This is a genomic window from Halomonas sp. EF61, from assembly GCF_040147045.1.
Classification (GTDB): domain Bacteria; phylum Pseudomonadota; class Gammaproteobacteria; order Pseudomonadales; family Halomonadaceae; genus Halomonas; species Halomonas litopenaei.
Map to the genome: position 1 here is coordinate 691,861 of NZ_JAMSHM010000004.1, position 11,956 is coordinate 703,816.

Annotated in this window: 9 protein-coding genes, 1 tRNA gene and 1 pseudogene; 8 read left to right on the forward strand and 3 right to left on the reverse strand. The window is 63.6% G+C overall.

Features of this window, described 5'->3' with window-relative positions; translation table 11 throughout:
* The first annotated feature begins 192 nt into the window (after window positions 1–192).
* From NFI08_RS22540 to NFI08_RS22545, 3 genes and pseudogenes are all read left to right on the forward strand, one after another.
* Entirely contained in the window at window positions 193–957 is a 765-nt protein-coding gene (locus NFI08_RS22540) for a helix-turn-helix domain-containing protein (RefSeq protein WP_349591570.1), read from the forward strand.
* A 144-nt stretch (window positions 958–1,101) separates the two neighbouring features.
* A pseudogene (locus tag NFI08_RS22940) lies at window positions 1,102–1,239 on the forward strand (helix-turn-helix domain-containing protein); the annotation flags it as partial.
* 50 nt (window positions 1,240–1,289) lie between these two features.
* Window positions 1,290–2,288, forward strand: a complete 999-nt coding sequence (locus tag NFI08_RS22545) for a tyrosine-type recombinase/integrase (RefSeq protein WP_231498617.1) — start codon at window positions 1,290–1,292, stop codon at window positions 2,286–2,288.
* 39 nt (window positions 2,289–2,327) lie between these two features.
* On the opposite strand, the gene NFI08_RS22550 is transcribed toward NFI08_RS22545, so the two are convergent.
* Window positions 2,328–2,404: transfer RNA gene (locus NFI08_RS22550), tRNA-Ile, on the reverse strand.
* Window positions 2,405–2,702: 298 nt separating this feature from the next.
* Entirely contained in the window at window positions 2,703–3,743 is a 1,041-nt protein-coding gene (locus NFI08_RS22555; RefSeq protein WP_348814690.1) for a hypothetical protein, read from the reverse strand.
* A 221-nt stretch (window positions 3,744–3,964) separates the two neighbouring features.
* Here NFI08_RS22555 and NFI08_RS22560 point away from each other — a divergent pair, with 221 nt between their 5' ends.
* The 5 genes from NFI08_RS22560 (at window position 3,965) to NFI08_RS22580 (ending at window position 9,730) form a co-directional block, all read left to right on the forward strand.
* Complete coding sequence (locus NFI08_RS22560; protein WP_349591573.1) at window positions 3,965–5,584, forward strand: MFS transporter; 1,620 nt, start codon at window positions 3,965–3,967, stop codon at window positions 5,582–5,584.
* A gap of 74 nt (window positions 5,585–5,658) precedes the next feature.
* A complete protein-coding gene (locus NFI08_RS22565; protein ID WP_349591575.1) occupies window positions 5,659–6,774 on the forward strand; it encodes an ABC transporter substrate-binding protein in 1,116 nt (371 codons plus the stop codon).
* Window positions 6,774–7,778, forward strand: a complete 1,005-nt coding sequence (locus NFI08_RS22570) for a FecCD family ABC transporter permease (protein WP_349591577.1) — start codon at window positions 6,774–6,776, stop codon at window positions 7,776–7,778. The genes NFI08_RS22565 and NFI08_RS22570 overlap by 1 nt, the downstream gene beginning before the upstream one ends.
* A complete protein-coding gene (locus NFI08_RS22575) occupies window positions 7,775–8,857 on the forward strand; it encodes a FecCD family ABC transporter permease (RefSeq protein ID WP_349591579.1) in 1,083 nt (360 codons plus the stop codon). Before NFI08_RS22570 ends, NFI08_RS22575 begins: the two co-directional genes overlap by 4 nt.
* A gap of 249 nt (window positions 8,858–9,106) precedes the next feature.
* Entirely contained in the window at window positions 9,107–9,730 is a 624-nt protein-coding gene (locus NFI08_RS22580) for an RraA family protein (protein ID WP_349591581.1), read from the forward strand.
* A gap of 78 nt (window positions 9,731–9,808) precedes the next feature.
* Here the strand turns inward: NFI08_RS22580 and NFI08_RS22585 are convergent, their stop codons facing one another.
* Entirely contained in the window at window positions 9,809–11,887 is a 2,079-nt protein-coding gene (locus tag NFI08_RS22585) for an IucA/IucC family protein (protein WP_349591583.1), read from the reverse strand.
* Window positions 11,888–11,956: the final 69 nt, after the last annotated feature.

Sequence of the window (11,956 nt, forward strand, 5' to 3'; positions counted from 1 at the left end):
ACACCGACGCCCTCACCACCTGTGTGGTGTTCATCCGGGCCTCCTGGAAAGCTTGGTTGATTCGCATCTTCAGTCTCCCGGTAGGCTCCGGAAGAATCACTTTCCGAGAGATCACCTCTAGACTTACACCATCTTACCCTATACATTTACGTATAAGCAAATTTGAAGGCTAACGTGCATAGGCTGTCCCATATGAATGATGACGCTTCCATCGGCTCACGGCTACGAAGGCTTATGGAAGAGCAAGAGCTCGGTGAAAACGAGCTTGCTCGTCGAACAGGGGTCCCCCAGCCAACCATTCATCGCATTCTCAAGGGGGCTAGCAAGTCTCCTAGGATTTCTAATTTAGAAAAGCTGGCCAATGCCTTAGGCACCACTGCCAGCTATCTCGCTCATGGTGATGTGCTACCTCAGCGCGCTGGTCTGAACGAGGTTTCGAACCATGATTCAACGGCCTCCATGTCTGGCCCATCAGGCTTACCGTTTCCAAATGTTCTAGCCACTGTGGCCACAGCGGGCGTGCACAGATTGGCAAAAGCAAAGCCAGCTCCCCCCACCTACCACTATCCCCTACTTAGCTGGACACAGGCAGCAGCTATTCTCCAGTCCTACAGCGCTGCGGAATCAGTTGATCTGCGAGTTGAACCCAGTGGCTTCCAGACTAAAGGCACAGGCTTCTGGCTTGAGGTAAAGGGCGATGCCATGGCTGCCCCAACCGGGGTGGCACCCAGCCTGCCAGAGGGAACCATGGTGCTTTTCGACTCTGACGAGCCCGCCATACCTGGAAAACTAGTCCTTGCCACGATTCCGGACAGCCAAGGTGCCACGTTCCGTAAGCTCATCGAGGAAAGCGGGCAGCGGTATCTGAAACCTCTCAATCCATCTTATCCTTTGATTTTATTGGATAAAACCTCAGAAATTATTGCAGTTGCCCTCGAAGCCAGAACCCGCCTTTAAGAGCAGCCTAACTTCCCACCGCCTACTCGGCGAGCTTATACGACCATATTAATACGAAAACGCATTGACGAAATAATACGTTTGCGTATTATTGGCTCAACACCAAGTTTTTCTTTCGGGGTAGTGCTAAGGGGAGGGGCAACTATGGGGGAGAGTCTACTCCGTCCGGAGCAGGTCGCACGCCAGCTGGGTATGAGCCTGAGCTGGGTATATGGGCACAAGCACGAAATTGGCTTTATCCAATTCGGGAGCGCGGTGCGCTTTGATAGGGAGGCGGTTGAAGGGTACGCTCAGAAATGCAGGCGCGATCCTCAACCCAAAGAGGATCGACTATGGGATACACAGTCTCGCAAAGGAAAGATCGCGGCACGTGGGTCGTACGCTGCACCGTCAACGGCCAGCGTACTCAGCGAACTTTTCGCACAGAGGGAGAAGCAAAGCAGTATGCCCTGAAGGCGGAGGCTCAGCGGCAAGAAGATGAGTTCAACGGCGTCATGGGGCGTAAGCAAAAGTACACCTTTTCCGAGGGGCTGCAGCGGATGGTCAGCGAATACGATGTACGCTCGCAGAAGCAACACATCTTGCTGGTGGCGAGGTGGATGGACGAGCATGCTCCCGGCGTAATCATCGGACAGGAACTGCTGGACGCGGCGCGCAGAATGCAGAAGGCTCTCAAGGAGAAGGGACTGGCGCAGTCGACTATCAACAACCGCATACAGGTCGTCAAGCGGGTACTCTCGCTGTCGTACCGCGAATGGGACTGGATCGACCTACCGCTGGACGGCAAGCTCCGCAAGCCATCGCCGAAGAACGAGCGCCATGTCTACCTAACCGAGATGGAGCTTGCCGAATTGCTTGAAGCAGTACCGAAGCGCTACAAGGTCGAGCGGAAGGTGATCTTGCTGGCGATGCTGACGGGCATGAGGCGTGGGGAACTGATGGGGCTGGAGCCGGGCAACGTCTACAACGGCCGCATCGTGCTCAGGCCCAACCAGACGAAAAGTGGGAAGCCTAGAATTATACCCTTGACAGAGGAAGCCCTACCGCTCGTGCTTGGTTTGCCGTTCGATACGACCGGAGACAGAGTGCGTGGCGCTTTCGAGAAAGCCAGGGAGAGGATTGGCCGCCCTGATATCCGCTTTCACGACTTGCGGCACTGTTATGCCTCGTTGCTGGCCAGCAAGGGGGAGGCGCTGACGAGCATAAGGGATCTGCTCGGTCATTCGTCACTGACGGTGACTAGCCGCTATGCGCATGCCGATCCGGCAAGGTGGGAAAGCGTGGTGGCCAAGTTGCCGCGTATCGGCAACCAAACCGCAACCACACATTGATGGAAAGTGACTCTTGGTCACGCAACCACTTGATTTCATTGGTGGGCCCAGCTGGACTCGAACCAGCGACCAAGGGATTATGAGTCCCCTGCTCTAACCAACTGAGCTATAGGCCCTTATCAGCGCGGGCGTATGATAGCGAAAGCTGCGGCCGTAGGCTAGCGGGTTTCGGGTGGACGCTTGCCACTGGTCAGTATGGCGGCTGGGTGTACCGCTGACGTACCCGCCGCGACACCCATGCGTCGCTCCGCTCCTAATCACTCACCCTCTTCCCTCTTCCCACTACCCTTCTCCCGCGCTATCGCTCTCCTTCTCCCGCTATCGCTCATTGGCGCTCTCCAGGACTCTCTATCAGTCTCCGTCTCCTCATCCTGGTTCGATGTGGCGTTGTGCCATGCCTCAACCGCTTCGTGTCTACTGCACCAGTCCGAGGATGGTGTAGGGGGCTTCGCAGCAGCGGCGTTCGTCGCGTTCGCTGACGCTGTGCAGGTCGTAGTTGCGGTCGTTGTCGTAGGCGACGAACAGCCGCTCGCGGTCGAGCACGGCGAGGCCTTCTGCCTTGTGTTCGAACTCGAGCACCTTGTCGTTCTCGTCGCGTACCAGGGTGGGAGCCCTGCCCTGGCGGAAGTCGTGCAGCGACATCACCCACAGATAGCCGCCGATGATCTCGTCGTCGCCTTCTTCGGTCTCGAAGCTGGTCAGCAGGTAGAGCTGGCCGTGGTAGGGATCGTACTCGAGGCTCGACAGGCCACAGATGTGCTCCACGCCGTCGTACTCGCCGGGGTCGAAGCTGAAGACGTCGTGCAGGGCGTCGACGAACTCCAGGTTGTCGTCGTCGTTGATGATGTAGTGGGCACCGATGACCCGGCGCACGTAGTCGAAGTCATCGTGGGCCTTGCCCTGCTCGCGGATGCCGAACAGCAAAAGGCCATCACCACGCTCCCCGGGGATCGCGGCCAGACCCTCGATCTTGTAGTAGGGCTCGCCTACGGCTGCGTCCATCTTGCGCCGAAATTCGAGCGAGCCTTCCACGCCGTCACGGGGGTCGGGGTCCACCACCTGGACCCGGTCAGGCTCGTGAAGTGGCCAGATCAGCAGGTGGTTGTAGGCGTTGAGTTCGTGGGTCTCGTCGTCGATGCGATCGAAACCGGTGGTGGCGATCATGTGGCGCCCATCGGTGGTCAGGGCGAAGTCTTCATACTTCACCGCTTCCTTGATGGTCTGCTGGGTCAGGTAGTCGATGCGGCTGTCATCGGGACCATCGGCGGTCAACGGCAGGCTAAAGGCGGCAGAACGCTCGTGGCCGGGAATCGGCTTGTCGCTGGCCATCAACAGTCGCTCGCCGTCGTAGGCCACCGCGGAAATCTCGGCGTTGACCAGCTCGCCCTGGTCGTCACGCAGGCCGGGAGGAAAGCAGTGGATCGTGCCCTGCTTGAGGATTTTGACTCGTGCCATCAGGCCTCCTGATTGTCGCGCGGTAGATGCATCCAGCCTACGCCTTGTGACTCTTGTCGACGAGGGGGAGGCGATTCAGTGGCATCAATACTGCACATAACTGCGTCCTGGCACGCAAACCATCTCCCCTCTCTCATTTGATAATGAATTGCATTTGCTTTTGCATCATGGCATGCTCTTGGCCCTCCGCATTTCCGCTTTCCAGGACTGTGAGACGGTTCATGTTCCAGGCCCGGCCCACCAACACACTCGCCAAGGCCCCTACTTCCCGGGGTGCTGAGCTGTCTTGTGATGATTCATCGAAGGCCCGCGCCGGAGGTGCCTGGGTGCTGGTCAGCGTGTTGCTGGGCACCTTTACCGTCAGCCTCAATAACAGTGCGCTGAATCTGGCGGTGGCGGAGCTGATGGCGACCTTCGATGCCAGCGCCAGCCAGGTGAACTGGGTCATCACCCTGTTCATGATCAGCATGGCCATGACCATGCCGCTGACCGGCTATCTGGCCGACCGCTTCGGCCGACGAGTGATCTATCTGCTGGGGCTGATCGGTTTTATCGCCGGTTCTGGTCTCGGCGCCATGGCCGACAGTCTACACAGCATCATCATCGCCCGGGGCGTCCAGGGCATGGCGGCGGGGCTGATGATGCCGCTGTCGCTGGCGCTGATCTTCGCCGCCTATCCGCCCGAGCAACGGGGCCGCGTCAGCGGCATCTGGGGGTTTGCGGTGATGATCGCGCCGGCCATCGGCCCAAGCATTGGCGGCCTGCTGCTGGAAGTCAGCCACTGGCGGGCGCTGTTCGTCATGAATCTGCCCTTTGCGCTGCTGGGGCTGGTAGTCGGCTGGCGCTGCCTCCATCGGGAGGCGCCCAACCGTGCCAGGCGCTTCGACCTGCCGGGCTTTGTGCTGATTACCCTCGGCATGGGCGCGGTGCTGTTTTCGCTGAGCCGAATCGACAGTCTGGCCGAACTGCTCACGCCCTCGGCGCTCGTCCCCCTGGGGCTCGGGCTTGCCGCCCTGGCAGGGTTCGTGGTGGTGGAACGGGGCATGGAGTTCAAGGCGGGGCGTATGCAGGAACGGAATGCCGACCCAACAGCAGCCCAGGGCGCCCCGGCGCCTCTACTGTCGCTGTCCCTGTTTGGGCACCGCGCCTTTCGCCTGAGCGTCATCCTGGCCTGCCTGCAGTCCATCATCCTGTTCGGCTGCGTGCTGCTGGTGCCGCTGTGGATGCACCAGGTGCTCGGGGCGAGTCCGCTGACCACCGGGCTTGTGTTTCTGGCCACGGCCTTGATGGCGTCGCTGTCTTCGCCCATCGCCGGGCGGATGATCGACCGCTACCCGCCCCAGTGGTGTCTTCTCGCCGGCCTGGTGCTGACCGCTGTCAGTCTGGCGGGGCTCGCGCTGATGTCGTCGGCGACGCCAGCCTGGGTAGTAGGGCTGTGGATGGGGACGCGTGGCATTGGCCTGGCTTGCGGCTATCTGCCCTCCACCACCGTGGGCATGCGCGCCCTGCCCGACCGGGACATGGCCCAGGCTTCGGCTATGAACAATATGGCGAGGCGATTGATCGCCTCGCTGGGTCTGGTGGCGCTCTCGCTTTACTACGACACCCGCGTAAGTGGCGTCACCGCCGCTGGCGTGAGTGCCGCCGAGGCCAGCGCCAAGGCCCTGCACGAGACCTTTATCGCCCTGGCCGCCATTGCCCTGCTGTGCCTGCCGCTGGCCTGGGCGCTGGGGCGAGAAATCGGCCACTCGTCGGGGCACCAGACACGCCAGTCTCCGGGGCGCCAAGAAAACCAGGCCTCCGCCCAGCCCGCAAGCTCACGTGACGGAACCTCCTCATGACCCCCACGCCATCTCTGCGACCGCCGCCGCGCTCACGCTTGAGGCCGCCTACTTCCCGGCAAGCACCCTCAGTGATGCGCAGTCTGCTGCTGGTGCTGGGGCTGTTCGCCGGCGTGCTGGCCTTTGTGGCACTCGCCCTGCTCGCCGGGATGCTGTTGTTTACAGGCACTGCCGAGGCCGACATCAGGACTGACGCAAGGGCTGATACAAGGGCTGATGTAAGGTCTGAAGTAAGCGCGGTCTCGGCGGCCGCTGCTCTGGCAGTCTCCTCGGCTTCGACGCCACGCCTGGTCACGCTCTATCAGGGGGCCACGGACAGCGCGGTGGCGCTGGGCGTAACGCCCATCGGGGTGGTCGATGCCTGGATGGAGAAGCCCACCTATCGCTACCTGCGCGAGGCGCTCGATGGCGTCGAGCACGTGGGCCTGGAGACCCAGCCCAACCTGGAAAAGGTGGCCTGGCTCGATCCCGGGGTGATCGTCGCCACCCGCTTTCGACACGAACGGGTGCGCCCGCTGCTCGAGCAGATCGCACCGACGCGGTTCTCGTCCACGGTGTCTGACTTCAAGACCTCGCTCACGCTGGTGGCGGCGGCGACCGGGCGCGAGGCCAGGGCCGAACAACTGCTGGCCTGCTGGGACGACCGGGTAGCGGATCTGCGCGCGAAAATCGCCACGACACTGGGTGACGCCTGGCCGCAGAAGGCCGCGGTGGTGCGATTCAAGAGCGACCACGTGCGTCTGTATTCCTCCGGCTTCGCCGGCAGCATCCTGGAGGAGCTGGGCTTCCGCCAGCCTGACGCCGCCAACGACAGCGGCTGGGGCATGAAGTTGACCAGCGAAGAGAACATCCCCGCGCTGGACGCCGACGTCATCTTCGTGCTGCTGGAAGACGACCCCGCGATCCATGACACCTACCGCCACTGGACCGCCCACCCGCTATGGCAGCGACTCACCGCGACACAAGCCGGCCGGGTGTACGAGGTGGACACGGTCAACTGGATCATGGGCGGTGGCATCCTCGCCGCCAACGCCATGCTCGATGACCTCTATCGCCACTACGGCCTGGCGCCCCAGGCGCTCTCCCCTTCCTGCGCGCTGGGTGACGCGCTGGGTGAGGAGCCTTCAGCTATTAAAGAGCCTTCAGCTGTGAAAGAGCCGTCGCCAACAACAGACGAGGGTGCGGCCTGATGCTGGAACGCACCTCGACCCGGGCCGCCGGACTGATCCTCGGTACCCTGCTGCTGCTGGCGGCGTTCGGCGCCAGTGTGGTCCTCGGCACCACCGAGATCGCGCCGCTTACCGCCCTTGAGGCCATCACCGACTACGACGGCGGCAGGGTCAGCCATATCATCATCCTCAGCGAACGCCTGCCCCGGGCGGTGATCGCCACCCTGACCGGTGCCAGCCTGGCGGTGGCCGGTGCGCTGATGCAGACCATGACGCGCAACCCGCTGGCCTCGCCAAGCATCCTCGGCATCAACGCCGGCGCCATGTTCTTTGTGGTGGTGGCGGTATCGCTGCTGCCGCTGCACACCCCCGGTCAGTACGTGTGGGCGGCCTTGCTCGGCGCGCTGGTGGCCGCACTCGCCGTGGTGGCGCTCAGCCGTGGCCGGCGCGGCGAGCTGTCACCGCTTCGGGTCGTGCTCGCCGGGGTGGCGGTGACGGCGATGTTCGTGTCCTTCAGTCAGGGCCTGTTGATCATCGACCAGCAGAGCTTCGAGAGCGTGTTGTACTGGCTGGCAGGGTCGGTCTCCGGGCGCGAGCTAGAACTGGTGGTGCCGCTGTTGCCGCTGTTTGCCCTGGCCCTTGCGATCACCGCGGCCCTCGCCCGTCAGGCCAACGCCCTGCTGCTGGGCGATGACATGGTCACCGGCCTTGGCATGCGCGCCGGCACCCTGAAGCTTGCCCTGGGTCTGTGCGTGATCCTGCTGGCCGGCAGCTCGGTGGCGCTTGCCGGGATGATCGGCTTCGTCGGCTTGATCGTGCCACACATGGCCCGCGGACTGGTCGGCATCGACCATCGCTGGCTGCTGCCGGCCTGTGCGCTGCTCGGGGCCACGCTGCTGCTGGTAGCCGATATCGCCTCGCGCTTCCTGATGGCACCCCAGGAGATCCCGGTCGGCGTCATGACCGCTCTGATCGGCACGCCCTTCTTTATCTATCTGGCCCGCAAGAAGCAGGTATCCGCATGAGCAGCTTGTCTGGCGCCAACGCCGAATCCGCCACACAGGATCAGACACAGGGCCATTCACAAGGCCATACGCAAGGCCATACACAAGATCGGGCCAACCGACGCTATCGCCGCCTGGTAGCGCTGCTGGCGCTTGCGCTGGTGGCAAGCGCAGGCCTGTCGCTGTCGCTGGGCAGCTTCCCCACTCCCCCCATCGAGGTGCTGAAAGCCCTGGCCGCGCCCCAGGCCAGCGACATTGGCTTTATCGTCTGGGAATTGAGGCTGCCGCGCATTCTGCTGGCGGTGCTGGTGGGGGCGGCGCTGGCGGTGGCCGGCGCGGTGCTGCAGGGCATCGTCAGAAATCCCCTGGCCTCGCCGGATGTGATCGGTATCACCAGCGGCGCGGCGCTGGCGGCGGTGGTGTTTCTGGCCGGCTTCGCCAGTCAGCTGAGCATCCACCTGCTGCCGCTGGCAGCGCTGGGCGGCGCTGTACTGGCCACCGTGCTGGTGGTGGCGCTGGCCTGGCGTAAAGGGCTCAACCCCAGCCGGGTGGTGCTGGTGGGTATCGGGCTATCCGCCGCCATGGGCGCGGCGACGACCCTGCTGATCGTGATCAGCGACGACGCCTCGGCGCTGCACGCCTACGTATGGCTCACCGGCAGCCTGTATGCGGCCCAGTGGCGCCATGTGCTGTCGCTGCTGCCCTGGCTGCTGGTGGCGATTCCGCTGTGCCTGAGCCTGGCTCGGCATATGGACGCCCTGGCACTGGGCGACGCCGTGGCCGTCGGGCTCGGTGTCGATGTGCTGAGAAGCCGGCTGATCCTGCTGGCCCTCAGCGTGGCGCTGGCCGGAGCGGCGGTGGCGTTTGCCGGAGGACTCAGCTTCGTTGGCCTGGTGGCACCCCATCTGGCGGCCCGCCTGGTCGGCCGCAGTCTTGCACGGCTGGTGCCGGTGGCGGCGCTGTGTGGCGCGCTGATCGTGCTCTACGCCGACTTGATCGGCCGAGTGGCCTTTCTGCCCAAGGACCTGCCCGCCGGGGTCTTCGTCTCCGCGGTGGGTGCGCCCTTCTTCGTCTATCTGCTCTATCGCACCCGGCAGTAAGGGCGCTGAGTGCCTCGCCGTGATCTGGTCAGCACTTGCTCTGCTTTCAGCAGTCTCGCAGCAGCCTCTCCGCAATCCCTTGGCGCTGTCCGAAAAGTCGACGAGCGAAGGTTAGACAAGGCAAAAATCGGTGAGACAGCGCAGTTTACGGGGTGTAAATGAGCATGTTGATCCGATTTTTAACGCCGTATTACCGAGCGCAGGCACTTTTCAGACAAGCCCTAAGCAACACATCCGACAGGAGGTCCGATGTTCCACATTGCCCCACGCAGGGACAGCTTCAGCCAGGCGCAGATCGATCGCTTCGCCGGGCTTGCCACCTCGACCCTGGGCCACTTCAGCGACTTTGGCGCCATCGCCTCGCTGGAGCCTTTGCATCGTCCGGTGCGCCTGGTCGGCACCGCCCTGACGGTCCGAATTCCCCATGTCGACGGCGCCATCATCCGCGAGGCTCTGACGCTCGCACGCCCCGGTGACGTGCTGGTGATCGACGTGTCCGGTGATCATCGTCGCGCCTGCTGGGGCGAGTTTCGCGCCTACGCGGCGCTGACCAAGGGACTGGCCGGCGTTGTCACCAATGGCGCTGTCACCGACCGGGAGACGCTGTCTCGGCTGGCCCTGCCGATATTTGCTGCAGGTACCAGTCCGCTGACCACCCGCTCGCTGTCGTTGGAGGGCGAAATCAACGCCCCGGTAGCCATCGACGGGGTCACCATCGAACCCGGCGATCTGGTGCTGGGCGACGACGACGGTCTATTCGTGGTGCCCCCGCACCGAGCCGACGAGCTGGCCGAAAAAGCGCTGACGAAGCAGCAGGACGAAACTCGTCGGCGCGAGGCGATGCTCGCCAAGCATCCCGAATGGCTGCGCTGAATATCCCGTCTCTTGCGCACGAAAAAACGGCGGTATCGGTGTTCACCGATGCCGCCGCTCGTTTACCTGACGGTGAGATCAGGCTTGCTGCAGTGTCCCCAGACGGTCGGCTTCGTCAGCGCTACTGACACCCTGTTCAACACCGCCATTTGCCTCGGCGTTCTGATGCGTCAGCGCCCCCTGGCAGGCCCTCAGCGGATTGACGGTCTCACTGACGCCAAAAGGCATGCTACCGGGGCCGCCGGCGCGCTCGATGATCGGGGCGATCAGGCGCTTGTAGGGCCAGCGCTCCCGCTCGAACAGCGCGGACTTCAAGGCGTTGCGCTCGGCGTCTTCAAAGGGCACGGCGTCGAGCTGGGCCTCGAGCTGAACCGCCAGATCCCGCCATAGCGCGCGCTGGCAAAGGCCATAGTGCCCCGCCAGGGTGTCGATGATGGCGCGCAGGTTGACCTGGATCGCCAGGGTCTGCAGCCAGAACAACAGCGCCTCCTGACTGTCGTGGTAGAGGGTGTTAGCGTGACCCGGCTTGATCCGGTAGCAGGGATCCTGCATGGCGTGACGCTCGAGCTGGCCGACGTTGATACGCAGCGAATCGTGGTCACGCAGCAACAGTCCCTCGACCCTACCCTGGCGCACCACCAGCACTGCGTTCTGGCCGTGCACCTCCGCCAGCATGCCGAGCCTCAGCATGCGCAGGTTGATCTCGAAAAAGCGCGCACACAGCTCACCGAACAGCGCCTGTGCGCTCGCGGCGCCGGCTTCCATGCCACGCTGCACCATCCAGTCATCGAAGACGTGATGGGCGCTGGTGCTCGCAGGACCGGACGCCCCGACCATCGGAAGTGGCGTGCCCAGGGTCGCCATGGGTACCAGTTGGGTGCCGGCCTGCTCGAGCAGCGCCTGCGGGTAGCTTCGCACCATGGCGCTCAGGTGGCGCGGGGCCTCATCGAACAGACTGGCGTCCTCGGGCAGGTAGGCCCACCACTTGCCTTCGTCACACAGGTGCAGGGCGCTTTCCAGCAGTGGATCACGCTGCTGGGCTTCTTCCAGCAGCCGTGCGCTCAGATCGCCATTGATCATCTTCACCGCCGGCAGGTAGCGCGAGGCCCCCAGCGAGTGGATGGCCATGGGCAGCTTGAGGCTATGCGCGGCGCCGTCTGACGAGGGCGCAGCCGGCAGCAGCGAGCGCAGCGACGAGGTCGGCCACCAGCGCCCGGCGCGAGCCTCCAGGGTGATGCAGTGACCAGCGGCAAAGTCCTCGGCGAGCCACTTCGGCAGGGCATGATCGTGCTGCCAGGGGTGCACCGGCAGCGCCAGGTGGCTATCGGCGATGCCCTTGGCGCGCATCTCATCGGCGAGTGCCTGACGCTCCTCGGCCGCGAGCAGCCAGTCGGCAGGGGCTTTAATGTCGCCCGAAGCCGCTCTAATGTCGCCCGACTCCGCGCCGGCTGCGAGAGCCCCCACCCCTACGCCATGGGTCAGCCGGTGACGCGCTACCGCCACCCAGTAAAGCTCGACGGGGTTGGCAAACTCGGCCATATAGGCGCGGTACTCGGCAGCGCTTAAACCCTGTTTGGCCTTGGCAGTGGGATGGTAGGGCCGGTCGAGCAGCGACGCCCACTGCTCCAGAATGGTGAAGTGCTCAAGGGTGCCCAGGGAGGCGAGATGGCGGGTATCCACGCCGTGCGCCATGGAGGCCGTGGCTTGCCACAGGCTGTCCTCCAGGGCGTCGAGAAAGACGCGCTGGCCAGGCGTCAGGGCCTGTTCATCGCCACCGAACACCCGGCGCATCAATGCCACGGGATCCAGGGGCGACGGAGTCCCCCCATCGTGAGCCAACACCGGCGTGCCGGGCACCTTCTGCCAGTCCTGGGCAGTACCGGGCTCCAGCAGCATCACCAGGCTGGTCTTTTGGCTAGCGCCCTGGGCCCGCTCTTGGCGCCACAATCGCGCCGCTGGATGGGCCACCAGCACCTCATCACCAAACAGCTCAGCGGCAAACGAGCGGGCATCGCCGTCATCACCGGCCAGCGAGTCGATCTCGAGGATCCCCTCGACCAGCAGGCCATCGACCAGCGATTGAAGGATCTGCTCGCTGGCCAGGCGCCTCGCCTGGGGTGAAGGAACGGGTGAAGAAACGGAATCAAACGAGGCCATATTGGGCTCTCCTTGCAACTGCAACAATCGGGGGCACCGACGAAGGCGCGACAGCAGGGTTCGGGGTTC